This is a genomic window from Paenibacillus sp. FA6 (genome assembly GCF_051550225.1).
In the GTDB taxonomy this organism is placed as follows: Bacteria; Bacillota; Bacilli; order Paenibacillales; family Paenibacillaceae; genus Paenibacillus_AQ.
Map to the genome: position 1 here is coordinate 4,228,281 of NZ_CP188820.1, position 26,916 is coordinate 4,255,196.

Annotated in this window: 24 protein-coding genes; 10 read left to right on the forward strand and 14 right to left on the reverse strand. The window is 42.0% G+C overall.

The window, feature by feature from the left end:
- Nucleotides 1-108 precede the first annotated feature (108 nt).
- The 5 genes from ACP8HI_RS19425 to ACP8HI_RS19445 all read left to right on the forward strand — a co-directional run bounded on the left by ACP8HI_RS19425 (nucleotide 109) and on the right by ACP8HI_RS19445 (nucleotide 6,657).
- Nucleotides 109-999 (forward strand): FMN-binding protein, encoded by an 891-nt coding sequence (locus ACP8HI_RS19425; protein WP_438347818.1) that lies wholly within the window; start codon nucleotides 109-111, stop codon nucleotides 997-999.
- Nucleotides 1,000-1,076: 77 nt separating this feature from the next.
- The gene (locus ACP8HI_RS19430) at nucleotides 1,077-2,951 is read left to right on the forward strand and encodes an FAD-dependent oxidoreductase (RefSeq protein WP_438347819.1); all 1,875 of its coding nucleotides are present in this window, start codon (nucleotides 1,077-1,079) and stop codon (nucleotides 2,949-2,951) included.
- Nucleotides 2,952-3,240: 289 nt separating this feature from the next.
- A complete protein-coding gene (locus tag ACP8HI_RS19435; RefSeq protein ID WP_438347820.1) occupies nucleotides 3,241-3,684 on the forward strand; it encodes a hypothetical protein in 444 nt (147 codons plus the stop codon).
- A 2-nt stretch (nucleotides 3,685-3,686) separates the two neighbouring features.
- Nucleotides 3,687-4,667 (forward strand): polyprenyl synthetase family protein, encoded by a 981-nt coding sequence (locus ACP8HI_RS19440; protein ID WP_438347821.1) that lies wholly within the window; start codon nucleotides 3,687-3,689, stop codon nucleotides 4,665-4,667.
- Between the two features lie 217 nt (nucleotides 4,668-4,884).
- Nucleotides 4,885-6,657, forward strand: coding sequence for a phosphatase PAP2 family protein (locus ACP8HI_RS19445; protein ID WP_438347822.1), 1,773 nt, complete (start codon nucleotides 4,885-4,887; stop codon nucleotides 6,655-6,657).
- Nucleotides 6,658-6,942: 285 nt separating this feature from the next.
- Here the strand turns inward: ACP8HI_RS19445 and ACP8HI_RS19450 are convergent, their stop codons facing one another.
- From ACP8HI_RS19450 to ACP8HI_RS19470, 5 genes are read right to left on the reverse strand one after another with little or no spacing between them, the layout of a single operon-like run.
- Nucleotides 6,943-7,815, reverse strand: coding sequence for a UbiA-like polyprenyltransferase (locus tag ACP8HI_RS19450; protein ID WP_438347823.1), 873 nt, complete (start codon nucleotides 7,813-7,815; stop codon nucleotides 6,943-6,945).
- A 25-nt stretch (nucleotides 7,816-7,840) separates the two neighbouring features.
- Complete coding sequence (locus ACP8HI_RS19455) at nucleotides 7,841-8,671, reverse strand: energy-coupling factor transporter transmembrane component T family protein (RefSeq protein WP_438347824.1); 831 nt, start codon at nucleotides 8,669-8,671, stop codon at nucleotides 7,841-7,843.
- Nucleotides 8,668-9,555, reverse strand: coding sequence for an energy-coupling factor transporter ATPase (locus tag ACP8HI_RS19460; protein ID WP_438347825.1), 888 nt, complete (start codon nucleotides 9,553-9,555; stop codon nucleotides 8,668-8,670). Before ACP8HI_RS19460 ends, ACP8HI_RS19455 begins: the two co-directional genes overlap by 4 nt.
- Nucleotides 9,531-10,991: an energy-coupling factor transporter ATPase gene (locus ACP8HI_RS19465; protein ID WP_438347826.1), complete on the reverse strand. Its 1,461-nt coding sequence runs from the start codon at nucleotides 10,989-10,991 to the stop codon at nucleotides 9,531-9,533. The genes ACP8HI_RS19460 and ACP8HI_RS19465 overlap by 25 nt, the downstream gene beginning before the upstream one ends.
- The gene (locus ACP8HI_RS19470; protein ID WP_438347827.1) at nucleotides 10,975-11,367 is read right to left on the reverse strand and encodes a NusG domain II-containing protein; all 393 of its coding nucleotides are present in this window, start codon (nucleotides 11,365-11,367) and stop codon (nucleotides 10,975-10,977) included. Before ACP8HI_RS19470 ends, ACP8HI_RS19465 begins: the two co-directional genes overlap by 17 nt.
- Nucleotides 11,368-11,556: 189 nt before the next feature.
- Here ACP8HI_RS19470 and ACP8HI_RS19475 point away from each other — a divergent pair, with 189 nt between their 5' ends.
- From ACP8HI_RS19475 to ACP8HI_RS19485, 3 genes are all read left to right on the forward strand, one after another.
- Nucleotides 11,557-12,621, forward strand: a complete 1,065-nt coding sequence (locus ACP8HI_RS19475; RefSeq protein WP_438347828.1) for an FAD:protein FMN transferase — start codon at nucleotides 11,557-11,559, stop codon at nucleotides 12,619-12,621.
- A 912-nt stretch (nucleotides 12,622-13,533) separates the two neighbouring features.
- Nucleotides 13,534-15,012, forward strand: a complete 1,479-nt coding sequence (locus ACP8HI_RS19480; RefSeq protein ID WP_438347829.1) for an Lsa family ABC-F type ribosomal protection protein — start codon at nucleotides 13,534-13,536, stop codon at nucleotides 15,010-15,012.
- Between the two features lie 481 nt (nucleotides 15,013-15,493).
- Nucleotides 15,494-15,835, forward strand: coding sequence for a L,D-transpeptidase (locus ACP8HI_RS19485; protein ID WP_438351907.1), 342 nt, complete (start codon nucleotides 15,494-15,496; stop codon nucleotides 15,833-15,835).
- A gap of 6 nt (nucleotides 15,836-15,841) precedes the next feature.
- Here the strand turns inward: ACP8HI_RS19485 and ACP8HI_RS19490 are convergent, their stop codons facing one another.
- Nucleotides 15,842-16,657: a squalene/phytoene synthase family protein gene (locus ACP8HI_RS19490; protein ID WP_438347830.1), complete on the reverse strand. Its 816-nt coding sequence runs from the start codon at nucleotides 16,655-16,657 to the stop codon at nucleotides 15,842-15,844.
- Between the two features lie 201 nt (nucleotides 16,658-16,858).
- Nucleotides 16,859-17,668 (reverse strand): glycoside hydrolase family 25 protein, encoded by an 810-nt coding sequence (locus ACP8HI_RS19495; RefSeq protein WP_438347831.1) that lies wholly within the window; start codon nucleotides 17,666-17,668, stop codon nucleotides 16,859-16,861.
- A gap of 184 nt (nucleotides 17,669-17,852) precedes the next feature.
- Here ACP8HI_RS19495 and ACP8HI_RS19500 point away from each other — a divergent pair, with 184 nt between their 5' ends.
- Complete coding sequence (locus ACP8HI_RS19500) at nucleotides 17,853-18,437, forward strand: YitT family protein (RefSeq protein ID WP_438347832.1); 585 nt, start codon at nucleotides 17,853-17,855, stop codon at nucleotides 18,435-18,437.
- 144 nt (nucleotides 18,438-18,581) lie between these two features.
- On the opposite strand, the gene spoVAE is transcribed toward ACP8HI_RS19500, so the two are convergent.
- Genes spoVAE through ACP8HI_RS19520 form a run of 4 tightly spaced genes read right to left on the reverse strand, consistent with a single transcriptional unit; the run spans nucleotide 18,582 to nucleotide 21,327 of the window.
- Nucleotides 18,582-18,932, reverse strand: coding sequence for a stage V sporulation protein AE (gene spoVAE, locus ACP8HI_RS19505; RefSeq protein WP_438347833.1), 351 nt, complete (start codon nucleotides 18,930-18,932; stop codon nucleotides 18,582-18,584).
- Complete coding sequence (spoVAD, locus tag ACP8HI_RS19510; protein WP_438347834.1) at nucleotides 18,929-19,948, reverse strand: stage V sporulation protein AD; 1,020 nt, start codon at nucleotides 19,946-19,948, stop codon at nucleotides 18,929-18,931. The genes spoVAE and spoVAD overlap by 4 nt, the downstream gene beginning before the upstream one ends.
- A gap of 1 nt (nucleotide 19,949) precedes the next feature.
- Entirely contained in the window at nucleotides 19,950-20,429 is a 480-nt protein-coding gene (gene spoVAC / locus ACP8HI_RS19515) for a stage V sporulation protein AC (protein ID WP_438347835.1), read from the reverse strand.
- Nucleotides 20,430-20,466: 37 nt separating this feature from the next.
- The gene (locus ACP8HI_RS19520) at nucleotides 20,467-21,327 is read right to left on the reverse strand and encodes a DUF421 domain-containing protein (protein ID WP_438347836.1); all 861 of its coding nucleotides are present in this window, start codon (nucleotides 21,325-21,327) and stop codon (nucleotides 20,467-20,469) included.
- 166 nt (nucleotides 21,328-21,493) lie between these two features.
- Between ACP8HI_RS19520 and ACP8HI_RS19525 the strand changes: the two genes are divergently transcribed.
- Nucleotides 21,494-21,700 (forward strand): DUF1657 domain-containing protein, encoded by a 207-nt coding sequence (locus ACP8HI_RS19525; RefSeq protein WP_438347837.1) that lies wholly within the window; start codon nucleotides 21,494-21,496, stop codon nucleotides 21,698-21,700.
- 192 nt (nucleotides 21,701-21,892) lie between these two features.
- Here the strand turns inward: ACP8HI_RS19525 and ACP8HI_RS19530 are convergent, their stop codons facing one another.
- From ACP8HI_RS19530 to kdpB, 3 genes are all read right to left on the reverse strand, one after another.
- Nucleotides 21,893-24,208, reverse strand: coding sequence for a universal stress protein (locus ACP8HI_RS19530; RefSeq protein WP_438347838.1), 2,316 nt, complete (start codon nucleotides 24,206-24,208; stop codon nucleotides 21,893-21,895).
- Between the two features lie 2 nt (nucleotides 24,209-24,210).
- On the reverse strand, nucleotides 24,211-24,807 hold the full coding sequence (gene kdpC / locus ACP8HI_RS19535) for a potassium-transporting ATPase subunit KdpC (protein WP_438347839.1): 597 nt from the start codon (nucleotides 24,805-24,807) through the stop codon (nucleotides 24,211-24,213).
- A gap of 66 nt (nucleotides 24,808-24,873) precedes the next feature.
- Nucleotides 24,874-26,904 carry a potassium-transporting ATPase subunit KdpB gene (gene kdpB / locus ACP8HI_RS19540; protein ID WP_438347840.1) on the reverse strand — a complete coding sequence of 677 codons (2,031 nt, stop codon included), beginning with the start codon at nucleotides 26,902-26,904 and terminating at the stop codon, nucleotides 24,874-24,876.
- Between the last annotated feature and the right edge of the window lie 12 nt (nucleotides 26,905-26,916).

Below are 26,916 nucleotides of genomic sequence, written 5' to 3' on the forward strand. Positions count from 1 at the left end.
TAGACATAACATTTGAAAGAAATAACTATTGAATGTGCCCCGTCATTATCACGGTTCACATTTTAAATATATGATTCAATTCACAATAAACAATAGGGGGATTAAACGATGAAAAAGAAATGGACGATACTACTATGCAGCGTGATGTTGGTCGGATTATTAGCAGCATGTGGAAACGAGAAGGATGCTACTCCACCTACTACTGAACCAACAAACGAAGCCGTTACGCCAGCAGTAACTGAAGGGCAAGACAAATATCAAGATGGGGCTTATTATGCTGAAGGTACATTGGATGAGAGCAGTGGTTGGAAACCTTATGTCGTTCTTTCAGTGAAAGATGGCGCCATCGCAACCGTTGATTGGAACTTCGTAAGTTCTAAAGGTGGACCTGATAAGAAAACTTTAGATAAAGCTGGTAATTACGGCATGAAGGCAAAAGGTAATGCACAAGCAGACTGGTATGAGCAAGCTGCGAAAGCTGAACAATTCTTGATTGAGAAACAAGATCCTGCAGCAATTACTTTGGATGGTGAAGGCAAAACAGATGCCATTACAGGCGTATCCATTCATGTTAATGACCTGGCCGTCTTAGCCAAACAGGCGTTGGATGCTGGCCCTACTGAACCAGGCGCTTATAAAGATGGATCATATCATGCTGAAGCTGCCGAATTCGACCCTGCTTCTGGTTGGAAAGGTACTGTTGATCTTACAGTCGCAAATGGTAAAATCATAAATGCTTTCTTCAGTGGTGTAAATGAAGCCGGTGAAGACAAACAAGCTAACTCTATTGAAGGTAAATACGGCATGAAGGCAAATGGTGGATCTATAGCTGAATGGCATGAAGAAGCTCAAGCAGCCCAAGACTTCTTGATTGAGAAACAAGATCCTGCCGCAATTACTATGAATGGGGAAGGAAAAACGGATGTCATCTCTGGCGTAACCATCCACGTATCCGACTTCGTCACATTATCTCAAAAGGCCCTTGAAGGTGCCAATTAATAACTGTTAATCTTTATTAATCCTTGGTATTATTAGTCATTGAAATACATTAGAAACCATTGAGGTGAACTTTCATTTTGAAGAAAATTGTCCTTTTGGGCGGAGGTTACGGCGGTGTTCTCACCGCTAAGAAATTAGCCAAGAAATTCAAGAAGAATACTGAAGTTGAAATTCAGCTAATTGACCGTAATCCCTATCACACCCTGTTAACTGAGCTACATGAAGTAGCGGCCAATCGTACACCTGAAGACGCGGTAAAGATTGATCTCAAGAAAATATTTGCCAATCAAAAAGTCGATATCGTTCTTGATGAGATCAAGAACATTGATTTCGAAGCTAAACAATTATCATCCGACACAGCAACATATGACTACGATTATCTAGTCATCGGAACAGGTAGTAAACCAACCTTCTTCGGAATCCCAGGCGCAGAAGAGAATACCTTTACGCTATGGTCACATGAAGATGCTGTACGGTTGAAGAAACAAATTCGTAATATGTTCACTGAAGCAGCTAGAGAAAGTGATCCTATTATCCGTAAAACGAAGCTTTCCTTCGTAGTTGTAGGCGCTGGATTTACAGGTGTTGAATTAATCGGTGAAATGGCTGAGTACCGTGATGAATTATGCAAAGAGTTCTATATTGATCAACAAGACGTTCGTTTAGTTGTCGCAGATATGGCCTCTAAGATTCTACCCATTCTACCAGACAAGTTGATCGCTAAATCCGAGAAATATCTACGCAAAATTGGTGTTGAGATCATTACCAACGCCAAAATTACAGGTGTTGATCCTGCAGCTGTCAAGCTGGGAGATATGGAAGTCGCAGCAAGCACCATTGTTTGGACAGCTGGTGTAGAAGGCTCCGATATCGTAGGTTCACTGGATGTGAAGCAGCAAGGTCGCAAACGTATTGAAACCAACGATAAATTACAAAGCTTAGATCACGAGAATGTGTATGTTGTCGGAGATAATATCTTCTTTATTCCAGAAGGCGAAACGCGTCCTGTACCACAAATGGTTGAGAATGCGGAGCACGCCGCTCCACTTATTGCACATAATATTCATGCCGATGTGATGGGTACAGCGAAGAAATCATACAAACCAGCCTTTCACGGTACGATGGTTTCCATTGGTAGTCGATATGGCGTTGCCAATGTAGGTCTTCCTAATAAAATGTTCATGCTCACTGGATTCATGGCTATGCTTTCTAAGCACTTCATTAACTTATTCTATCTATCTACTGTTGCTGGATTCAATAAAGTATGGTCCTACATGATGCATGAATTCTTCCATGTAGAGAATCGTAGAAGCTTCCTAGGTGGTCACTTTTCCAAGCGTTCACCAAATTTCTGGATTGTTCCACTCCGTCTCTTCGTAGGATTTATGTGGTTCAAAGAAGGTTGGAATAAGATCGGAAAGATTATAGAAGATCCATCACGGATATTCTTAATCCCTCCATCTCCAGTAACTGATGCCACTTCAGCTGCGAGTGAGGCTGTAACTAACGTTGCTGAGGTCGTAGATGCTCAAACTGCTGCTTCAGCCGTTGCTAGTACGGGCGAGACGTTAACCGCACTACCTGTACCTGGTTTTATTACTAGCATTATGAATACCTTTATGGATATATTCTTCTATACTTCCGATGGAGGTTACACTGTACTAGCTGAAATATTCCAAATCGCAATGGTTCTTGCAGAGATCACCTTCGGTGCACTTCTTATGTTGGGTCTATTCACAGCATTCTCATCCATTGCAACGATCGGTATGGGCGTTATGATCTGGACTTCAGGTATGGCACCTTATGAAATGCTCTGGTATGTATCCGCAGCTATCGCTACAATTGGTGGTTCAGGAAGCGTGTTCGGTCTTGACTACTATGTACTACCATGGTTGAAGAAACAGTGGAAGAGAATTCCTCTCGTTAGACGTTGGTACTTATTCACAGACTGAAGCTAGTATACATTGATAAATTCCTAAGATAAGTCAATTAGAGTAATGTGCTATTCGCACATTACTCTAATTATTTCTAAATGGTTTTGAACAACTAAGCTGAAACGGCTACGCCGTCATTTTGAAGGAGTTTATGCTTCCGATGCTAGCGATACTTCGTATCGCTTTGAGGTATCCGTCTCTGCCGAAATATAAGAAAATGAGTATGGAGTGAAACTTATACTTTCTTATATTTTAATAACGACTACAAAACCGATTCCAAGGGGTGAAGCATATGCACACACAACTTATGAATGAAACCATCCGTTTACTCCAGGCTGAATGTTCACCTAAAGCTGGAATTGCGTTGGACATCGATTGGACGGACATGCCGGTTGTGGAATCACTATTGAATAGTTATGACCTAGGTTATGAGCGCAAAGTTCATCTTCTAGCACTTTACACCGTGCTGAAGCTTGCCACAAGCCGTCATAAAGACTGCCACTATTCTGATCCTAATCTAACCCGCAAGGTGTTGGATGGAGATTATTTATACAGCCTTTATATTCAACTAGCCCTCCAGTATAAAGAATTCGATCTGATCTCATTCCTGGCGCCCCATATCAAGAAATGGCAAATCAAATGGGCTGAGGGACATTCCGAAGTTGAGTTGTTATCCACCTGCTTGGAACAGTTCTTAAATATTGAATTTCAACGTCATGCGAACTGTACAGCCGTTGAACAGGTAGGGTAAAGATGAAACTACATGAGACTCTAAATATTAATCTACCTCGTATCAACAGGGCCATTGAGCATATCGTCAGATCAGATAAAGATGTACCTTCTTCCTCCATTATATCTAAAAGTATCCTTACACTTATTCGTTCAGGTGGTAAAAGGATCCGACCTTTGATGGTCATTGTAGGAAGTAGATTCGGCACAACAACACCTGGACATCGACAGATTCAATTAGCTGCTGCAGCAGAATTTATTCATGCAGCCTCACTTGTCCATGATGATATCATCGATCGATCTGATATGCGCAGGGGGCAACCCGCTATGCATATCAATACCGGTGTATCAGAAGCCGTTTATATTGGCAGCTATATGTCTGCACGAATTATCGAACTTCTCTCTGAAGATTCCTCCCAAAGAAATCTTTATGTCCATGACTTGTCAGCGATCGCAACCGCTCAGCTCTGCCTAGGTGAATATGAGCAACTCGAACATAGATATAATTATGATTTCACATTGGAACAGTATTTAGAGAAATCACGGAATAAGACTGCTCAGTTAATCGCAACCTGTCTACGTGTTGGCGCCTTATCTACAGAGACTGAACCTGAAGTTGCGGAACTATTATATCAATTCGGCGAGTACCTTGGGTTATCGTTTCAGATTCAAGATGATCTACTTGATTTCACCCAGAGTCCTGAACTTCTAGGTAAACCGGCTGGCAGCGACCTGATCCAGGGACAAGTTACTTTGCCTGTCATGTACGCTCTGCAGAGACCTGAGCTAGCGGCTACTATACGATCCATAAATGCCACTTCTACTTCAGAAGAGATTAATGATGCTATGGATGCGATTCGTTCCTCTGGAGCACTAGAACAGACAGAACAACTCAGTCATCATTATTTGGAGAAAGCCCAATGTATTATTGACCAACTAACCTCTTTTCCCGCACATCAAGATCTTCAATCCTTGCTCGATTACTTCGCTGGACGCGATCATTAACATATGTATCTAAATTACTGGAAAGTCCTACTTTTGCGACTCTTCCAGTTTTTTTGATGCCATTTATACATATATCCCCTTATTTATATATCGATTTCCTTATCCCCTCTCCTTTCTTCTCACTAATTTTAAAATTAACAAAAGAATCCTCTCTAGTTAACAATCTAGATATATAATTTATATCTAGATTGTTAACTAGAGAGGATATGATTCAAGAATGAAATCATTAAAGAAGCAAGTAACCGTTGCCGTGCTATCTGTACCCATACTTCTAAGCTCCCTAGGTGGAAGTTACGCAAGTGCGGCAACAACTCCCACAACAGTTACTTTGCCAGCAGCACCGTCTTCGGGATATTTCGTAGATCATTATAAAAATAATAAAGCGGATAATTCAACAGTAGATTCAAATCCAACAATCGGATTACTTTCCGGATTTAATAAGCTGTGGACTGCGGGGTCGACCTGGGATACGGGTACCAAGCTGAACGATAGCGTGCTGAATCTCAATATTCTAAAAGTGTTTAACACGTATACTCGCCGCACTGCCGTTGAGGCTGATGTAGCATACTTGGATGACCGTAGAAATCAGAGCTACAGCGTGATCGACGGTCTGGGTTCGCATGCTGATACATACCGGGCTAAAGCGGAAGCGACCACAACGATCAATGATGTCGCAGCAGATGCCACAACGCAAAAATACAGTGACGAAGGTAACAACGCAGGTAGCACAGATTCTAGTCTGGGTAACATGGTGGGGCTGGTCAATACTTTACGCGGTGAATATTCCACGACGAATCCAGCTAAGGCGTACTTTAATTATCCCCGCCCGTTTCGTTGGGTAGACAACTCTCTCGTAGTTCCGACCCTCCTTCCTGTGCAAAATTCTGACCCAAGTAAAGATGGCGGATTTCCCAGCGGTCATACGAATGCCGCATATCTCAGTGCTCTCGCGCTAGCCTATGCCGTACCAGAGCGTTACCAGGAACTAATAACTCGCGCTTCAGAGGTTGGTAACAATCGTATTGTTGCCGGGATGCATTCACCGCTTGATGTCATCGGAGGACGCGTCATGGCAACTGCGGTATCCGCCGCTATCCTATCTGATCCAGACAATAACAGTTTGAAACAGGCCGCTTATGAGGAAGCTCACAGTGAACTATTAACGCAAACTGGTACATCCACAGATCTATACAGCGATTATGTCACGAACAAAAAAGGTTATACCGAACGATTAACATATGGCTTCAGCAAGATTGACTCCATAACTTCTCCAATGGTCGTTCCTAAAGGAGCTGAAGTACTGCTTGAAACACGTCTTCCTTACCTTGACAGTACCCAGCGCCGTTGGGTGCTAGCTACTACGGGTCTCCCTTCAGGTTACCCCGTGCTTGATGATGCTGAGGGATGGGGACGGCTTAATCTCTTTGCCGCTGCAGATGGTTATGGCGCCTTTGCCAACAGCGTAACAGTGACCATGGATTCTAAAAAAGGCGGGTTCAATGCATTAGATAGCTGGCGTAACGATATTTCCGGCACCGGGAATCTTACAAAAAAGGGAACAGGCGCATTGAAGCTGGAAGGCAACAATACGTATTCTGGAGGTACACAGGTTGAGGAAGGTACACTAGAAGGCAATTCGAAGACGGCTTTCGGAACAGCAAGTGTGACGAACAACGGAGGAACTCTCCGGGAAGATGTTGCCGGACAACTGATTATCGGTGAAAATTATAAACAATCTGCAAAGGGTACACTCGAGCTTAACATCGGCAGCAAAACTGATCTACTCAAAATCAATAAAATAGCAACACTCAACGGAAAATTACGCCTACATTTTACGGATAATTATGTTCCCGTTAATGGAGACACAATTATAACGTTTAATGAACGGGATGGAGCTTTCTCTTCCATTGAAACCGTAGGTTTGCCAAGCCAGTACAAAGTAGAAGTAATCTACAAATCCAACAGCATTCAGTTAAAAGTAACCAAGTAACCAGTCATGTATAAATAAGCGTGTTTAATCACGCACTTTAAGTAAACACTCCAAGCAGAGACGGATATCGTCCTCGTTCAAGGGCGATTTCCGTCTCTGCTGAAATGGGGCTGTCTCAAAAAATAGCAGGTCAAGGATAAACCACCTTGACCTGCTATTTTTTGCTTTTTATCCATTGCAGCTTGCTTCAACAGATTATGGGCAAGCGAAAGCACATGCTTCCGAATTTCAAGCGCTACGCAGTTTCAATCCATAAATTTGGGGCCTTATTAACGACTGATATGATCAAGAGACTAGAAAGAAATCTAATAAAGTGCAAGCCACTATAACCATACTGATGACTTGATTTAAATGATACGAGGCAACTTTCATTAATGTTGGTTTGTTCGGTTGTATAATGCCATGTTCCACCATGAGTAGAATGGCCGCAACGCCTAATCCGATCAGATACATCCAACTCAAATCTCTGAAGAAATAGAGGCTAAATAACAATAACACCATAATGGCATGCATTCCTTTGGCCATCCAAAGCGCTGACTTCAAACCGAAGAAGCTAGGAATAGACCATAACCCATGAGTACGGTCGAACTCAATATCCTGTGTTCCATATATAACATCAAACCCAGCAATCCAGAGCATGACAACCGTTCCCAACACAAAGGGTGTAATAGCGAACTGGCCTGTTACGGCAAACCATGCTCCTATAGGAGCGGATGCGATCACAAATCCGAGATACAGATGACTCAGCCATGTAAACCGTTTCGTATACGAATACACTGTGATCAGAAGAATCGCTACAGGGGATAATATCATACATAGCGGGTTCAACATAGATGCAGCGACTATAAATATGAAGTAATTAATAATAACAAAAAGAGTAACTTCTCTCGTCTGCAACAATCTCTGTGGCAGATGTCTTGATGCGGTTCGCGGGTTCTGTTCATCGTACTTACGGTCTGCCAATCTATTGAAGGCATTAGCCCCATTTCGAGCCGCGATCAGCGCAATTAAGCCCCAGATCATAACCCACCAAGAGGGCCATCCACCCGCAGCCCATACCATTGAAATAACCGCAAAAGGTAGTGAAAATAATGTATGCGAGAACATCACTAGTTCGCCAAATTGCTTACCTTTATAAATCACCTTTTTATAATTCATATGCTTCTTTCATCTCCACGACTTTTTAGAGCGTCCAAATATCTCCACTTGCAGAACTTGACATCCATACAACAACAATGACCATGATGATAAATAAACTAATAAATAGGGTGTCTCTCTTCCTCCATATCAAACGGTGATACTTTGTTCGTGGCTCTCTTATACGAAATCCTCTTGATTCCATCGAGTGAACTAGATCCTCCGCCCTTCTAAATGCACCTACTGTTACAGGTACAAGCAAAGAAACCAACATTTTCCCCTTCTCTTTCCACGGGAGTTCCTTCAAATCTGCCCCTCTTGAGGCTTGGGCCTTGAGTATAATCTGCGTCTCCTCTAGAATAGTCGGAATAAACCGAAGGGCGATACTAATCATAAGCGTAAGACGGTCAGGAGATACCTTGATCCAGTGAAGTGGCTTCAGCACGCCCTCAAGTCCTTGGTTAAGCCGTCCCGGTGTCGTTGTGAACGTTAGGATAGCTGTGAAAGACACAAGGAACACCATCCTTAAGACGGCAAATAGCCCTAAGCGAAATCCTTCTAGATATAAATTCCATGTACCAATACTCATGAGTACGATCCCATTCTTATCCACAACTTTTAAACACTGAACAATAAATATAAAGACCATCAATATCCATAGTGGCTTAGCAGCTCGAACATAATACTTTATATGAATACGTGTTGAAGCTATGACTGCCATCGAGAACAGAAGCATACAAACCATCTCTATCCATGTGTTAGACATAATGATCATAACAACATATAGAAGCATCGCGATCATCTTCGCACGAGGATCCAGGCTATGCACCCACGATCCTGTATCAATGGTTCGGCCGATTAGCAATTTCTCGCTCATATCGATCCCTCTTCCCCTTGTACGTCCTCTGAGTTGACCGATTGCGCAATCCTTTTGGACATAGCCTCTGCACTCAAGCAGGGTTCTTCTTCACTCCATCCAAACTTCTCGGACAACGCACGCCAATAACGGATAGACTGTGGAATAGCTATTCCGTATTTCTCCATTTCATCCGCTTGTGCAACGAATGCTTGTACGCTCCCCTGAAATACCGTTCTGCCTTCGTGTAGAACCATCCACTGATCTGCAAAAGGAAGTAGCTCATCCATCCGGTGTGTGACAATAATGACTGTTCTACCTTCCTCTTGGCACAAACGATATAATAATTGAATGAGTTCTGCCCTACTAACCGGATCTAGCGTAGCCGTTGGTTCATCAAGCACTAATATATCAGGGTCCATAGCGAGTACCGACGCAATCGCTACCTTGCGCATTTGTCCACCACTCAACTGAAATGGATTACGAGAGAGTAACTCTAGGTCTAAACCCATTCTTTCCATCGCTACATGTGCGCGTTCCTTCGCTTCTTCTAAGCTACATCCGAAGTTCATAGGGCCGAAGCATAGATCCTTCTCCACGGTATCTTCAAATAATTGCTGTTCAGGAAATTGAAAAACAAGCCCTACTCTTTTGCGTAATTGCTGAAGCTTTGGAGATTTCTCTCCTGCTACCATCGTAAGATCAAGCACCTGAACGGTTCCTGAAGTTGGTTTCAATATTCCATTAAACATCTGTAGCAAAGTAGACTTACCAGAACCCGTAGCTCCAGCTATACCTACTAACTTACCTGCCTCTATATGCAAATCCACCCCTTGAAGGGCGGCTTGACTCCACATACTGTTGGCATCATACTCATAATTTACTTGTTTGAATGTAATGGCCATAGCGCCTCTATAAGCTCCTCTTCACAACTAGGAATCGGAATGTCCACCCCATGCCTATGCAGCTCATTTCTTAGCTGGAAGGCAAAGGGTGCTGTCAAATGACACTTTTCTAGCATAGACTCATCCCGAAATAGTTCCGTTGGTGTTCTATCCGCAATAAGCTTACCTTCGTGCAATACGAGTACTCGTTCTGAAGCGGCGATCTCCTCCGCATCATGCGTAATCGAAACAATCGTATACTGTCCACTCCTATGCATATCAGACAAAATAATCATCAGATCATTTCGAGTCTTCTCATCTAGCATGGAAGAGGCTTCATCAAAAATAACTACTTCCGGCTCCATACTTAATATAGATGCAATGGCTACACGCTGCTTCTGCCCCCCTGATAGCTCACTTGGGTGTTTATGCAACAATTCGGCAATGCCAAACTTAGCAGCGTAGGTTTTCACTCTTTGTTCCATCACTTCTATGGAGAGGCATTGACCCTCAAGTCCAAAAACAATATCATCTTCAACCGTCGTACCAACAAACTGATTATCCGGGTTCTGGAACACCATTCCTACCGTCTGTCTAATTCTCCCGATTGTATCTGATTCCAGTTCTATTCCTTTCACCATGATCGACCCCGCGCTTTTCGGAAGAAGTCCATTCAAAAGCTTGACGAGCGTTGATTTACCAGAACCATTCGCTCCGACCAAAGTCACCCATTGTCCTTGTGGAATGCTCAGAGATATGCCGTCTACAACGAGCTGATCCTTCGCGTATCCATAGGTTACATCCTGAAGTTCAAGAGCTGGAGCGTTCTGTCCCTGCATGGCGATCGATTCTCTATTCTCTAGAGTTACAGGTTCAAATTCATCCCCCGTATACTGGCGCCTTCCCAAACCATCACCCTGAAATTCCTCAAATAAAGATAGTTTTGTTAAAGAAGGCACTAGATATTTAACTGCAATACCAACCAAGACTCCAGTAACCAGACCCGTCAACAGTAGCAATGGCATATAATAATAAATATTCGATGTTTGGAAAACAATCGACGCAGCAGTGATTTGTCCGAAATTATGCCCAACGCCGCCTATAACACTTACTCCAATTAAACTGACTTGATTTCGCCCTAACTTGATCACTATGAACATGACGATAAAGCTAAATAGTGACCCGAATAGACTGAACAGCATACTGGAGAATGTTCCAAAGATAAAAGCTGTAATAATAGTCTTCAATATAACCAACATCAATGCATCTCTACCTCTTAAAAAGTATAAACAGGTCAGAATCATGATGTTCGCTAGTCCTAATTTGGCACCTGGAATTTGAAGATTAACAGGGATAATAGATTCTACTATACTAAGAACAACAGCTACTGCAGCAAAAATCGCCACAATAACTATTCTTTTCAACATACGGGTAGATTCCTCAGTTGACAATGACATCTGGCTCATCTCCTACATCTTGCACGCCATTAATTTCAACCATAACCCGGTGGGGCAAACAAATGATACTCTGTTTGGGTCGGTCAATAAATCCAAAGGTTTGACATACTTTATCTGGGCAGTCCGTATCATACATTTCCACACCGTAATCATGCACTTTAATGACATTCGTTCCGCGCGTTGATTTAATTTCGATGATTTGTTCCTCTTTGGTCAACTCGATCGTCTTAAAAAGCTTACCATTCAAAGTAATATCAGCCGTCAAATTTTTAATGTGATTATTTTCACTAGCATCTCCGGGAAACCATCTTGGAACTAGGAAGAATAAAGCCACAGCAGCAATGATCGTAATAATCAGTAGGTCTCCGCGTTTCATGGATAACTCCCTTATATTTTATATTGTTTACAATGTATACGTCCTAATTATACCTATCTTCTGAAGAAGCTTCAACGTCTTATTCGTATTGATTCAATACTATTTGTCAAACATGATGTTAGTCCTTTCTTTTCATTGTTATTATTGTTATAATCCATTTCGAAAATGCGCTGAAAATGAGGGAATACTATGAAACCATTCAAACATGCACCGTTACTGCTAATGTTATGCCTGATGATCGCCTTATCAGGTTGTGGAAATTCCAAATCATCCTCTAACTCAAAGATTGAGCCTGTATCCAAATCCTTCTATGTATTTGATACGATTGTTCAAGTAAGAGTGTATGATGACAAGACCACAGAGAAGAATTTCGATGATATTCAGAATATTCTCGATACGATTGAGATTCAAATGAACCGGAGTAATGACAAGAGCGAGGTTGCCGACGTTAATCGTAACGCGGGCGTGAAGCCTGTGCAAGTCTCTGAAGATACCTTCCATGTCATCTCCGCGGCTTATGAATATTCCGAACGCTCTGAAGGTCGGTTCAATATGGCTATCGGCCCCTTAGTCTCATTATGGAATATCGGTAACGAGGGTGCCAAAGTGCCCCCAACCGATAAGATCAATGAAGCCATACAACTTAGCAACTATAAGAACGTAGAGCTCTATCCGGACAAGCGTGAAGTGTATCTCACTGAAAAAGGAATGTCTCTCGATCTTGGCTCTATTGCCAAAGGCTTCGCAGCAGATAAGATTGTCGAATATTTACAAGCCGAAGAGTTTAACAGCGCCATCGTTGACCTTGGAGGAAATGTGTTTGCTATGGGGAAGAAACCCGGGGATAAATTATGGACCATCGGTATTCAAGATCCAGATGAAACTCGCGGAAACCCTATCGGCAATATTCATGTAGACAACATGACGATTGTAACCTCAGGTGTGTATGAACGTTATTTCGTGGAGAACGGTAAGCACTATCACCATATTCTAGATTCGAAGTCAGGCTTTCCAGTGGAGAATAATATCAACAGTGTCACTATCTTAACTGATAAATCCATCGATGCCGATGGGTTATCTACCGCTTTGTTCGCATTAGGTATTGAGAAGGGTCTAGCGTTCATTGAGAGCTTAGAGCATACAGATGCTTTGTTTATTACCAAGGATAAGCAAATCATCGCATCTTCAGGTATACGAGATTTGCTTACAATTACGAATGACAATTACACTTTAGTCACGGAAGAAGAGCAATAGTAGCCGGTTTTATGGCTCAACACTAAAATCAACGCTTGACTATTTCGATAAGATCCGATTACAGTTCTACACAACTAAACCTTATACTGGTCTTGATCCGTTGTGAAGTAACTTAAGAACCACCTTACTACCGTTCTATAGAGCCAACAGCACCCAACGTATGGTATAAAGCTTGCAACGGTACATCCTTTTTCTGCTTGATCTATCGATTCACTCCAGATTCCTGCGGTAATACATCTTTTAGCCTATTAAAGGGACAAACTATCCTACTTATGATTAAATACCTGCGTGATTGCAGGTACCTTAGTGATATCATTGGTTTCGGAAGAAAAGCCTGCACTTTCGAAGGAATATGACACTCATCTGAACAAGTAAGTAGGAAGATTGTCTCCTTCTGATTCCACGGTTTTAAGCTACTAATAAGAGGGATTGGGTCGGATGAAGTGGAGAAGTACGAAGCAGCGCAGGTGATGGAATTGTCCTGAAGAAGCGATAGCGTTCGCCTTTGTCCTCTGATTTCAACCGCTAAGCGGTATACAATCAAGAAATCGGAGGGCAACAGCGATCGGAAGGACAATCCGTCATCGTAGCGGCCTCTTACACAAGTTTTGGTTTTGAGCCAGTTTTATTTATTGAAATTACAAAATCAATATGATAAGATACGTTTAATTTAATGAATGGAGTTGAAAAGGATAATGTATTTTTCTTGCTGATTATATACAATAATAAAACAATAAAAGCGATATTTTACGCATGTTTTATTATTTATATGCAAGAAAGTTACTATATCTTTTCACTCAATCGATATATCCATATCTAATCCCAGCGCGGGTTGGATTTGCTGTATTTATTTGAGCTACAAGAAGGTAACTTTCTTGTAGCTTTTATTTTTGTATACAGGAGGATAATTTTATGTCATTAATAAATGTTACAAACCTGACTTTTGCCTATGATGGCAGTTACGATAACATCTTTGAAAATGTAAGTTTTCAAATCGATACCGATTGGAAATTAGGATTTACGGGAAGAAACGGCAGAGGTAAGACAACATTTCTCAACTTATTGCTTGGTAAATACGAATACAGTGGACATATTTCTGCTAGTGTCAGTTTTGATTATTTCCCTTTCCATGTCGAAAATAAAGAAAGTAATACCCTCGATGTAATCAATGACATTGTTCCAGACTATATTCACTGGAAATTAATCCGTGAACTTTCATTGCTAAAGGTTTCTGAGGATGTTTTATATCGGCCCTTTAATTCATTGTCCAACGGAGAGCAAACGAAAGTGTTGTTGGCTACATTATTTCTTAAGGAGAATCATTTTCTATTAATTGATGAACCAACCAATCATCTTGACATGAGTGCAAGAAAACTTGTCAGTGATTATCTCAATACCAAAAGCGGATTTATTCTAGTGTCTCACGACAGATCATTTCTTGATAACTGCGTAGATCACATACTTTCAATCAATAAGACCAACGTAGACATTCAAAAAGGCCATTTCTCCGATTGGTGGAAAAATAAACAGAGACAAGATAACTTCGAGCTTGCAGAGAATGAAAAGTTAAAAAAAGATATTAAACGCTTGTCGGATGCTGCTAAACAAACAGGAAACTGGTCACATGAAGTAGAGAATACTAAAAATGGGACAAGAAATTCTGGCTCTAAGGTAGATAAGGGGTATATTGGTCACAAAGCTGCTAAAATGATGCAACGCTCTAAAACAATTGAGCAGAGACAGCAATCTGCAATTGATGAACGGTCTATACTCCTTAAAAACATTGAAAACTCTGACAGCTTAAAGATTTCACAACTTCATTTTCATAAAAACCAACTTGTTGAACTTGAACATGTCTCGATTTATTACGGTGAGAAGATGGTATGCACAGATATAAGCTTTACGATTGAGCAAGGTGAGCGAATTGCACTTTCAGGTATAAATGGCTCCGGAAAATCAAGTATTATCAAACTTATTTGCGGTGATCATATAAACTATACTGGCACCTTCAGAATGGGAAGTCAGCTTAAAATATCCTATGTTTCACAGGACACCTCACATTTACAGGGTAATTTAACGGACTTCGCTAGAAACATTGGAATTGATGAAAGTCTTTTTAAATCTATTTTAAGAAAACTTGATTTTTCCAGAGTTCAGTTTGAAAAGGATATCTCAGATTTTAGCGGCGGTCAAAAGAAGAAAGTGCTGATTGCAAAAAGTCTTTGCGAGAACGTTCATTTGCATATTTGGGATGAACCGCTTAATTTTATCGATATTATTTCTCGCATGCAAATTGAAGAGTTACTGCTTGAATACTCACCAACCATTCTTTTTGTGGAGCATGACAGTGATTTTTACAACAACATTGCTACAAAGATCATTGAACTCTAATGTTATTTCGTAATGGATATGGCGTAATCTTTATTATAATCCGTAGCACAAATAGGTTGCTTTCTGAATTTATTTGTGCTATGATTGAATTTGTAATTTGAAATTTAACCCCATAGCGTTCCTCGCAAGAAGAATAACCCTTCACCTAATGAAGTTTGAAATTTCTATTTTAACAAACCCTAATGAAGTAGAGTTTTAAGGACGTATCTGATTCACACTGGCGCGGTCATTGGAGCCGTAAGGACAAAAGAGAGGTAGGGCTTTTGTTGTGTTGGAAGTCATTTATTCTGTAACCCATCTGTGCTAAAGGGACCAACTGTAACCATCTTAACTTGGTTGACAGGGGTTAAATATATTGCTTGTTATGCTGCAAGCTAACAGAGCACCTAGAATGAATATTCCGGGTGCTTTTTCATTTGTCTACACGTTCACATCCAACCCACCTATCACATACCCTTATATCAAAGGAGTGATCAGGTATATGCCGAATGATCGAATCATTGTAGATCTCTCAGATCGTAGTTTGTATTTGCTCGACGGCTCTAATCGTGTGATTAGGGGCTTCCCCGTAGGAATCGGAAAGATGCTAACTCAAACCCCACATGGTGAATTCACCATTATTAACAAGCAATTGAATCCGGGTGGTCCATTCGGCGTGCTATGGATGGGGTTGTCCAAACCTCACTATGGCATCCATGGGACGAACAACCCTTCATCCATTGGGAAAGAAGTATCCCACGGATGTATTCGAATGTTTAATAGCGATGTCCTTACGCTATCTTCACTTGTCCCTATACACACGCGTGTAACGATTCGCCCTTGAATAAATTTATCTGATCGCTCCACTCACGATTTTGAGTACAGAAATACGATTAAGTTTGGACTTACCAGCGACGATAGCATCCAATGTTCCGTTGGCAAGTGCAAGAGGGATTTTGCAGAAGTTATATATAGGATCTAACTTGATCCGACTCGTATAAGAGTCAGCAATCTTCAAGTTCTGCCGAGCATAATCTAACATTTCATCAAAACTCCATCCTGGTGGATGAAAATTCACACCACGCTCGGAATCCTCAGAACGATTACTTATAATATTCACCAATTGTAATCCGCGTCCAAAAGCGACACTTTGTTCCTTGTTCACATCACTTTCTCCGTACAAGGTCCACAAATCAGATAGCATAATCCCAACTAACCCAGCAACATAATAGGTATAGTCATCTAAATCCTCTTTATTCTGAATGTTCCAATTCTTCAATGCCCATATAGCCATTCCTTCAGCCATAATTGAAGTGTAACGACATATCATTTCTTTGGTCTGTGTAGGTGCTAGCTTAATCCAATCTGTCAGTCGCAGACTCACTTCAGGAAGTTCCTTCTTATAAGGTTCGAATAATGCTGCGAATTGATCATCTGTATAATTCGTCTTCAACAATGAAGAAACCGATTGCAAAAGAGAAACTTTATCTTCTTTAGCTAGCTTCTCATGATCTTCAATCTCGTCAATCGCTCTCATACTAAGGTACCCTGCTGTAACAGCCTCTTGCAGTCCAGCTCCTAAGTGGCTAATGGGTATAATAAATGTTCTGCTAGTTTGTGCTAATACCTTAGTGGCATCTTTCAGTAATGTCGCATTTCCTTTCATAATTCCACTTCCTTTCCAACGTCACAGCCGCTTTGTAGTCACAGCTATCTCTGATTTATTGTATGATTTATTCATCATACAATACATTCACCCTAGATGCACACCCTGAACCTCTCACGACTCAGGTCGTAGATTTACGAAGTGAGTTGTCATCAAAAAAGAGGGCCCTCTTCTTTATTCGATAGAGGTACCACACTTACTTTATCCTTTATTGTTCATAGCTCTACTAAGAATTGTGCCCAATGTGCCAATATCTACTACATCCGTTGCCTTCCAATCCTCCGAAATTCCTAATTCATCAATCAACCATTGTCGGCCCGTTTCTTTCCACAGCGGGGATTTACCATCAATTTCTGTTGGCGGAGGGGTCACCATTGTAGGATCGTACTTGTCTCTAAGTTCTTTCTCGGACCCATGATATTCATTCATATCCACATCGCCTGATATTCCTTTAACCTTCCCCGAACTAGAATACTGCAGGAACTCCCAATCCTTCCAACCACCTCGATTAATTGGGGTACCATCATTATTGTAGTAGGCATACCACAATTTAATATCTCCGAATGAAGCATCTAATGACGTATCTATAAAGTTCGGAAATGTATATATCATCGGGTACTTGCCTGTCCGCTGTTTGAAATATTCGACCCAAGCACGCACTGTCTTTACGATATTCGCTTTACTACCCGCTTCCTTCGTTTCAATATCAAGTACCAAAGGTAGTTTCATATCATTAGTTACGGGAGATACCACTGAGAGAAAATGATCAACCTCAATCTTCACACCTGCTGGACTAGTTGCTCTTGAGAAATGATACGCCCCGACCAACAAGCCCGCTGCCGTGGCCTTTTGTACGTTAGTTAGAAATTGCTTATCCTTCACTGTGCTGCCTTCGCTGGCTTTGATGAAGGCAAAAACTTTACCCGCCGCCCGAACTTGTTCCCAGTTAATCGTTCCCTGCCAATGCGAAATATCAATTCCCTGTGCATGGTCTGAGCTTCGTTTCTGCATATCATCACCTCTTCATACATTAGATGTTAATACGCTAGTGATTGCCTGTACTTATTCACAGATCATGAAATATACAGCTCAATTATCATGTATTAGAAAAAACTAACATATAAATCAGACATGCCTTTTAGAGGTTGTTCAAAAAGTCACCTTTTGAACTCGCACATTAAGGGAGCTGTCCACTATGTTATCTTTTCGAAAATTTGCGATCATATTATTTGGTAGTCTGTTAATTGCGATCGGTACAGACTTTTACCTTATTCCCTTTAAAGTATTAGATGGCGGATTTATTGGGATTGCGTTAATTATGAATTATATGTTTGGTTTCAAAACTGGATTGGTTATCATCGTTTGTAGCATTCCCATCTTCATCATAGCTTGGCTCAAAAACCGCGTCTTTTTTTATAATAGCTTATCTGGCATGCTTATTTCTTCGATACTCATAGAGTTGCTGCTACCATTTCAATACCATTTTCTTTATTATATTGAATTAGGGCCTCTCACAAGTTCTATGTTCGGGGGATTCCTACTTGGAACTGGACTTGGTTTAATGCTTCGATACGAAGCTAGCACAGGTGGAACCGATCTCATCGCCAAACTATTGTCTAAACATACAGTTTTGAATATTGGTGTCATCATTTTTTTAATCGATGGGCTAGTTATTGGAATGGGTGGGCTACTTATTTCATGGGAAACCTTTTTCTATTCAGTCATATCGATTTCTTCAGGAGGAATTGCGACTAGTATATGCACCTTGAAGGGTTCATGATTTGGACATACATATTCATAACGCTGTGATGAGGAGACTCTGTATGATCCCCACAGCACAGCGTTAATAGAAATGTATATGCTGCAAACCTGACTTATTGAACTCGCACCATAACGACCTTTGCAGTTCACTGGATGGAAGTTGTCATCCTTTCGGTTTGACAAATAAAGCGGCTAAGAAGGAGAAAATAATCGCTGCTGATATCCCCGCACTCGTCACTTTAAATATCCCGGTGATAATACCGATCACTCCATCCTCCTTCAATTCCGTTATCGCTCCATGCACCAGTGCATTACCAAAACTCGTAATCGGAACAGAAGCCCCGGCGCCAGCAAAACTAATAAGCGGTTCGTACCACCCTAACCCATCCATGACTGCACCTATCACCACAAGCAAGGTCATCGTATGTGCAGGATCCAGCTTAAACACATCGAAACAAATTTGTCCAAACACACATATAGCTCCACCAACCAGAAATGCCCATAGAAATATCATGATATACTCCCCCCGGCTTCGATAGATACCGCATGGGCGATACAAGGGATACTCTCCCCTTGTTGGAAGCTAAGCGGGGAAAGTAGCGCCCCCGTTGCAACAACGAGAATCCGCTTGAGTTCCCCTCTGCGCATACGATTAAGTAAATGTCCATAGGTAACAACTACAGAACAACCGCAGCCACTTGCGCCGGATTGAACCATCTGTGTATCATAATCATAAATCATCATCCCACAATCTTTGTACTCCGTTTGATGCATTGGGATATTATGCTTCTCTAACAATTTGCAGGCGATTTCATAGCCTACCTTCGATAGGTCACCTGTTACGATTAGATCGTAGTAACCAGGCTCAATATTCAAATCACGGAAATGCGCCTCCATCGTATCTACTGCAGCAGGAGCCATAGCCGCTCCCATATTAAACGGATCTGTGATCCCCATATCGATAACCCTACCAATCGTTGCAGAAGTAACCACTGGTCCATCCCCCGTGGTCGATACGATCGCTGCCCCTGCCCCCGTCACGGTGTATTGAGCCGTTGGTGGTTTCTGCGATCCATACTCCGTCGGGTAGCGGAACTGCTTCTCAACGCTTGCATTATGACTACATGTTCCAGCCAGAGCATATTGAGCATATCCAGAATTCACGATCATCGAAGCGATAGCCAGACTCTCCATGGATGTGGAACAAGCACCAAACACACCTAGGTAAGGGATCGATAATGTTCGTGCAGCAAAACTACTACTTATAATCTGATTCATCAAATCACCACCAACGTAAAACTGTACTTGTTCCTTCGTCAATCCGGCATTCTCAATAGCCAATTTAGCCGCTTCTTCCATCAACACTTTCTCAGCTTTTTCCCAACTCTCTTCCTCCAACATAGAATCACCGTGGACAATGTCGAAATCCTTAGCAAGTGGCCCTCTTCCTTCAAATGGTCCCACAACCGTCGCTTTTCCAAGAAGAACTGGTTTATTCTCAAACACCCAACTTTGATGCCCCTTTAACATGTTATGATCCCCCCCCGCCTTGAAATAACCATGTCAAGATTCCAACAACGAAAGCAGCGACCGTACCGAATACGATAACTGGACCTGCAAGTTTAAACATCTGACCACCCACACCTAAGACGATCCCCTCACTGCGATGCTCAATCGCTGCAGATGCCATCGAGTTCGCAAATCCTGTAACGGGTACCGCAGAACCAGCTCCTGCCCATTGCGCGATTTTGTCGTACACACCAAGACTTGTCAATATAACGGATATGAGAATCATGACAGCAACCGTAGGGTCTGCCGCTGTCTTCTCGGTAAACCCTGCCCAATGAACAAACATTTCCTGAACCGCTTGTCCGATCAGACAAATGCTTCCACCTGCAATAAACGCGCGTATACAATTTTTAAGGATAGGTCTTGGCGGTTGAACTTTCAGAGCTAATTCCTGATATTCCTGTTGCGTTGGCGTTAAATTCTTCTTTTTATTGTTTGCCATGGACATTACCTCCATTATTCAATTGATCATGAAGCCGTTAACGAGTGAGTACTGGTCTAACGTTGTCGATGACCTTTTCTAGTTCAACTGAGCATTGCTCATACATTTGCTTTACCTGCTTATTGTTAGTAGATAGACCGAACATTTCTAAATCAGCTTCACATTTTTTCAATGTCGCATATAAGGTTGCCTTGTTCTGCGGTTTAGGTACAATAATCTGATCATCGAACAGATCCACGAATAACTGTCCATAAGAATCAACCTGAGCAAGAAATATATTCTCGACTGCCACACCTATTTTCTCCAACTCTACATCTAACCATGCTCGGTTTAATCCGATCGTAGCAAGCGGCTCATCCATAATGTTCCCGTCCATGATGACAGCTTGTGGCTCTTGTTCTGGCGCCACTGTAATGCCCAGTGAACTCGGTGTAATGGGCTGGTTTTCTTTTACTAATAGAACGTTGACCTCTCCACTCGGCTCCATCACAGCAAATTCGGCATCTGCCAGCCTGAACACATTCTTACTTCTTAGTTGTTCCATTAATTCATCCAAAGTAAGTCGTTCCTTCTTCAAATTGTCCTCGAGGACTTTACCGTCCTTTATGAGGATTGTTCCTTTACTATCTATAATATCTCTAGCCTTTTTACTCTTTATCGTTATAAATTCGATACCCAGAGAACAAGCGACCCACACTAACATCGATATTAGGCCCAAATGCCAAGTGCCATCCACTTCAATCGGTATCGTCGCTGCAAGGCTCCCGATCGTAATTCCAGTTATGTATTCAAATAGAGAAAGCTGAGACACTTGTCTCTTCCCAAGAAGCTTCGTCATAAGAAAAAGAACGACAAGCGTTAAGATCGTACGTACAGTAACTAACATCCATTCCTGCATATGGACTTACCTCCCAAAAGTTGATACAAGTAAGGTGTCCCTAAATAGCTTATTTTAACCGAATACAACTTATTTTCTGATGTGAAGTATAGCTTCAACTCAAGACGGATATATTATGTTCGTTGCTTTCTAACAAAATACGAGTAAATAAAAGAGGTGAACTTAGATGACCGTTGCTTCTCAAGTAAAAACATGCCTAGCCTCTTTAAAGGGCGCTCAAGCCAGTCTCGAACAATTCGCAATAGAAACAGAAAACCAAGAAGCAAAAACAACGTTTACCAGTGCGGCTGAACAAACGCAACAAATCGTTCAACAGGTAGAAACGCGCGTGCAACAATTAGAGAACGAAGAGCCTCAATATAAAGGATTTTAAAGTAAAACCCAAAATTTAATACTCAAAAGAGACCACTGGTAAAGGCATACACATGCCTGTATCCAGTGGTCTTTTCTTGTTATATATCTCTTTTTAAAAGGGGGGAGGCGTATTTATCTAAGGAACCCACCCATTACCTCCTAATATTTCATACGCAATCCATGAAGAAGGAGAATAATCTCCTGCTCACATTTAAAATCTCGCTACAACGAGCACATCTATATGTCTTGCTGTACGCAGTAGTCGCTTCACAATAGATCCTTTCCATATCATTTGAACTAAACGGAGCTTGGATTGACCTACGATAATCTGAGTGGCTTTGTGCTCGTTTGCTTGGGTGATTAGCAGCGTTGCAATGTGACTGCGACGTCTCGCTTGTTGAATGTTAAAGTGACCTCCTAACTGCACCGTTAGCTTTTCTAGCCCCTTAATTCGAAATTCATCTTGTTCTGTCCGTTCTGAATGAACTAGCTGTACATAGGTCACGTACCACGTTGCTTTGAGACGATGAGCAATTCGAAATCCTCTTCGTATTAAGCTTTCCGCATGAGCTGTTAATTCCACACATACGTATATCACTTCTTGCCTCCGCCAAGGTCCTCTTAAAGAACTTGTTCGCTCCCAAGCCTCCAAACGTTCATCTACGTCGTCTGCGATCTCTCTTAGAGCAAGCTCACGCAAAGCAATTAAGTTACCTGTTTTAAAAAAATTACCTAAAGATTGCTCGACCTTATCGAACGCGTAGACCTTCCCCTCCCTTATCCTTTGTTGGAGGGACTGTGGTGCTACATCAATCAACTGCACTTCATCCGCTAGGCGTAAAATATGATCAGGTACGGTTTCCCTAACTCGAACACCCGTAATTTGTTCAACGGCATCATTAAGGCTCTCTAAATGCTGTATATTTACGGTCGTGATTACCGAAATGCCTGCGTTCAGAATCTCAATCACATCTTCATACCTTTTCTTATTTTTACTACCCGGAACATTGGTATGTGCTAGTTCATCAACGAGAACGACATCGGGTAGCTGTCGAATAATTTCCTCAGTATCCATTTCCTCTAGACGCGTACCACGATAATCCACGACTTTTCTTGGGATCTTTCCAAGCGATCCTATCTGATCCCCTGTCTCTTTACGACCGTGCGTTTCTAGAAATCCGATCAACACATTCGTTCCAAACCGCTCTAGATCATTTCCTTCTCGCAGCATGGTATATGTTTTACCGACACCAGGTGCAGACCCAATATATACTTTAAATTGCCCCCGTTTGATTCTTTCGATTTGCTGGTCAACCTCTTCAGGACTTAAACGCCGATACACAGAACTCTCTTCCGGACCTTTCACTTTTGTGGGTAGAATACGTTCTCCCTCATGCTCTGCTCGATCTGCAATTACAAACACATCCACGTTCCATGTCTTTTTTAGAATGTCATGGATGATTGAACCTTGCCAACATTCCTGCCAAAGCGTTTGCTTTGAATGACCCAACACGATCCTGGTCACCCTATGCTCCATAGCACACTTAACTAAGTTATTAGGAAGTGACCTTCTAGAGCTGAAAGGAAGTTCCTCAAATTTACCATTCACTTTTTCAACTAATTTAACAAGCGAACTTTTAAAAGTTTCAGCTTCTCTGCTCATTTTCTTCCGTGTATTCCTAAAGGTAACAACGTAAAGATCCCCATTGAGCCTCTTAGCTATTTGTTGCCCACGTCGAACATAGATTGAACTATTCCAATGATATTGAGCAGATACTAGAATCTTCTCAGTTGCACCCGTTGGACCTAACTGCCCCATCTCCTCGTTATGCTTCTCCAATGAATCGTTAACACCTTCAGCAACGTGACGAAGAGCCAATTCGCGTAGTATCGCTAAATTACCCCTTTTGAAAACAATATCCGTCTCCGCCTGACTAAGATGAAATTTCCCACTGGCCATTCGACTCAATAGTGTTTCTGGCGTTACATCAATAAGTCGAACTTCATCCGCTAGTGCAAGCGTATTGGCTGGCACTGTTTCTTCTACTTCAATCCCGGTCATTCTTCTGGCTACTTCCCCAACACCTTCCAGATCGTATACATTTGCCGTGGTAATAACACTAATCCCCTGACTAAGCAGGTATTGAATATCCTCAAGTCTTGTCAAAAAACGCGCATTCGGTCTATTTCGATGAGCAATCGCGTCCACTAGAATAACTTCTGGATTCCGCTCCAGCAGAACGTCTAAATTCAAATCCTTCTGTTCTATATTATTCTTAGTCCAATGAATGCTGGGGACACGTTCCAGATCTGCAAGTTGTTCTACCGTTTCAGTCCGCTGGGATGTGGTAACAGCACAGATAACAACATCTATGCCTTGTACCTTAAGAAGTTGCCCTTCCCTTAGCATATGATACGTTTTTCCTGAACCACTCACGGCTCCAATAATAATCTTTAATCGTCCTCGATGTAACTGGTAAATAGACATAAGGATTTCTTCTGGGGTTTTTCTTTTGAAGGTTTCCATCGTTATTTGATCATTTCTCCCAAAGCGATGTTCAACAATAACACGTTGACTCTCGGCTCCCCGAACACACCCAAGTCACGCTCTTGGGTATGGTAGTCCACCAATTGGACCAACTCAGCCTGATCTAATCCAGTCAGATTGCTGATTCGTGAGATTTGCGCTTTGGCAGAGGCTGGTGAAATATCTGGATCTAGCCCTGAACCTGAGTTCGTTACTAGATCAATCGGTAGTTGCTGTACAGGAATATCCGGGTTAGCCACTTCCCAAGCAACCATTGATTCCTTGATACGTTTCACCAATTCTGGATTAGACGGTGCATAGTTGTTGGAGCCAGAGCCTGCTCCATGGTTCTCAATACTTGATACACGACCTTGGAACATTGTAGGATTGGTAAACGTCTGTCCAATGAGCTCGGAACCAACCACCTTACCTTCTCCATCTTTCACCATGCTACCATTCGCTTGTTGCGGGAAAATCACTTGTGCTATACCTGTACTAACCGTGGGATAAATAATTCCGCACAGTACGATCATCACAAGACTGACACGCACAGCGATACCTATTATTGAATTTTTTTTGGACGACTCCTTATTATTCATTGCTGTTTCCTGCCTTTCCCGATTGTATTCTATGGCATATAACGCATACCATCTTATTCCAAGGTCTTATATCCATAAGTGTACAAACAGGTCAATAGCTTTGATCCCGACAAAGGGAGCAATAACTCCACCAAGTCCATAAATAAGCAAATTGCGACTGAGCAACTTACTTGCACCCATAGGCTTGTATTTAACACCTTTCATAGCAAGCGGAATGAGCAGTGGAATAATGACAGCGTTGAAGATGAGTGCTGAGAGTATTGCCGAGAGCGGTGAACCTAAATTCATTACATTCAGCACATTCATTTCGGGAATAGCGACCATAAACATCGCTGGTATGATGGCGAAATATTTCGCTACGTCATTCGCAATGCTAAAGGTCGTTAACGCCCCACGTGTCATTAATAGTTGCTTGCCGATAGCAACAACCTCAATAATCTTGGAAGGATCCGAATCAAGATCGATCATATTAGCTGCTTCCTTCGCAGCCGTCGTTCCACTGTTCATGGCTAAGCCTACATCGGCTTGAGCAAGTGCCGGAGCATCATTCGTACCATCACCTGTCATAGCAACTAGTTTACCTTCGTTTTGTTCACGACGGATAACTGCGATTTTATCTTCCGGTGTACTTTCCGCAATGAAACTGTCAACGCCTGCTTCACGAGCAATGGTCGCTGCAGTCAGAGGATTATCTCCTGTACACATGATGGTTTTGATCCCCATCTGTCTTAATTGATCAAACCGCTCTTTCATGCCCGGTTTTACAGTATCCTTTAGATAAATCAATCCATAGATAACGCCGTCTACTGCAACTGCAAGCGGTGTTCCTCCATCAGAAGCAATCACGTTCGCCTTTTCTTCCAAATCTGCAGGAATGAGTCCTCCTTGGGATTCAACCCATTTCCTTACAGAGTCAACGGCTCCTTTACGTACATGACGTCCGTCTTTCAGATCGATACCGCTCATTCGCGTTTGTGCTTTGAATTCAATGAATTCTCCACCTGCTGCAAGTTGATCCTCTACGGTATAATCAAGTTTTCTCATAAGTTCAAGTACAGATCGCCCCTCAGGCGTCTCATCCTTCAAGGAGCTTATCGCCGCCCAATAACCCAACTCATTCTTAGACATTCTACCTACAGGTATAAATTCACTTGCCATCCGATTACCAAACGTGATTGTTCCTGTCTTATCGAGAATCATCGTGTTGATATCACCAGAAGCCTCGACGGCTTTTCCCGACATCGCCAACACGTTGAATTGGGTCACGCGGTCCATACCTGCAATACCTATGGCGGATAGTAAGCCACCAATCGTTGTTGGTATTAGACATACTAACAATGAAATGAGGACTGGAATCGGCAGATCAATGTCGAAATATTTAGCGATGGGAGCCAACGTCACCACTACGATTAGAAATATTAACGTCAAACAAGTAAGCAACGTATTAAGTGCTATTTCATTGGGTGTCTTCTGACGGGTCGCACCTTCTACAAGAGAGATCATCTTGTCGATAAAGGATTCGCCTGGATCAGCAGTAATCCGTACTATGATTTCATCGCTGACTACCCGTGTTCCACCGGTTACCGAGTTGAAATCACCCCCAGCTTCCTTGATCACGGGAGCTGATTCGCCCGTGATCGCCGATTCATCCACTGATGCTAATCCTTCAATAACTTCACCATCTCCAGGAATCATCTCTCCCCTTGAGACAATAACGACATCGCCTTTACGTAACTCCGTAGAATTAACAACCTTAATCTCCGAGCCTATACGTTTATTAGCTTTAATTTCCTGCTTACCTTTCTTCAAGGAGTCGGCTTGCGCCTTCCCACGTCCTTCTGCTAGCGATTCAGCGAAGTTAGCGAATAGGACCGTAAATAACAATATCAAGAACACCGTGATATTAAACCCCAGTTGATCTTCGGTTCCGAAATAACTTGGAAATAGAACCATCATCAGTACAACCAATGTCCCCACCTCAACAACAAACATCACGGGATTCTTTATCATAAACATTGGATTCAATTTGATAAAACTCTCTTTAACAGCATGTTTGGCTATTTCACCATTGAACATGCTTTGGCGGTTATTACTCATCGTTCAAGCACC

Coding starts and splice junctions, on each gene's coding strand:
- ACP8HI_RS19495 (WP_438347831.1), bottom strand. CDS start 17,668: ATGCAGAAACGAAGCTCAGACCATGCACAGGGAATTGATATTTCGCAT.
- ACP8HI_RS19485 (WP_438351907.1), top strand. CDS start 15,494: ATGCCGAATGATCGAATCATTGTAGATCTCTCAGATCGTAGTTTGTAT.
- ACP8HI_RS19435 (WP_438347820.1), top strand. CDS start 3,241: ATGAATGAAACCATCCGTTTACTCCAGGCTGAATGTTCACCTAAAGCT.
- spoVAC (WP_438347835.1), bottom strand. CDS start 20,429: ATGGCAAACAATAAAAAGAAGAATTTAACGCCAACGCAACAGGAATAT.
- spoVAD (WP_438347834.1), bottom strand. CDS start 19,948: ATGTTAAAGGGGCATCAAAGTTGGGTGTTTGAGAATAAACCAGTTCTT.
- kdpC (WP_438347839.1), bottom strand. CDS start 24,807: ATGAATAATAAGGAGTCGTCCAAAAAAAATTCAATAATAGGTATCGCT.
- ACP8HI_RS19450 (WP_438347823.1), bottom strand. CDS start 7,815: ATGAATTATAAAAAGGTGATTTATAAAGGTAAGCAATTTGGCGAACTA.
- ACP8HI_RS19480 (WP_438347829.1), top strand. CDS start 13,534: ATGTCATTAATAAATGTTACAAACCTGACTTTTGCCTATGATGGCAGT.
- ACP8HI_RS19500 (WP_438347832.1), top strand. CDS start 17,853: ATGTTATCTTTTCGAAAATTTGCGATCATATTATTTGGTAGTCTGTTA.
- ACP8HI_RS19425 (WP_438347818.1), top strand. CDS start 109: ATGAAAAAGAAATGGACGATACTACTATGCAGCGTGATGTTGGTCGGA.
- kdpB (WP_438347840.1), bottom strand. CDS start 26,904: ATGAGTAATAACCGCCAAAGCATGTTCAATGGTGAAATAGCCAAACAT.
- ACP8HI_RS19525 (WP_438347837.1), top strand. CDS start 21,494: ATGACCGTTGCTTCTCAAGTAAAAACATGCCTAGCCTCTTTAAAGGGC.
- ACP8HI_RS19455 (WP_438347824.1), bottom strand. CDS start 8,671: ATGAGCGAGAAATTGCTAATCGGCCGAACCATTGATACAGGATCGTGG.
- ACP8HI_RS19445 (WP_438347822.1), top strand. CDS start 4,885: ATGAAATCATTAAAGAAGCAAGTAACCGTTGCCGTGCTATCTGTACCC.
- spoVAE (WP_438347833.1), bottom strand. CDS start 18,932: ATGATATTTCTATGGGCATTTCTGGTTGGTGGAGCTATATGTGTGTTT.
- ACP8HI_RS19520 (WP_438347836.1), bottom strand. CDS start 21,327: ATGCAGGAATGGATGTTAGTTACTGTACGTACGATCTTAACGCTTGTC.
- ACP8HI_RS19490 (WP_438347830.1), bottom strand. CDS start 16,657: ATGAAAGGAAATGCGACATTACTGAAAGATGCCACTAAGGTATTAGCA.
- ACP8HI_RS19465 (WP_438347826.1), bottom strand. CDS start 10,991: ATGTCATTGTCAACTGAGGAATCTACCCGTATGTTGAAAAGAATAGTT.
- ACP8HI_RS19460 (WP_438347825.1), bottom strand. CDS start 9,555: ATGGCCATTACATTCAAACAAGTAAATTATGAGTATGATGCCAACAGT.
- ACP8HI_RS19440 (WP_438347821.1), top strand. CDS start 3,687: ATGAAACTACATGAGACTCTAAATATTAATCTACCTCGTATCAACAGG.
- ACP8HI_RS19475 (WP_438347828.1), top strand. CDS start 11,557: ATGAAACCATTCAAACATGCACCGTTACTGCTAATGTTATGCCTGATG.
- ACP8HI_RS19470 (WP_438347827.1), bottom strand. CDS start 11,367: ATGAAACGCGGAGACCTACTGATTATTACGATCATTGCTGCTGTGGCT.
- ACP8HI_RS19530 (WP_438347838.1), bottom strand. CDS start 24,208: ATGGAAACCTTCAAAAGAAAAACCCCAGAAGAAATCCTTATGTCTATT.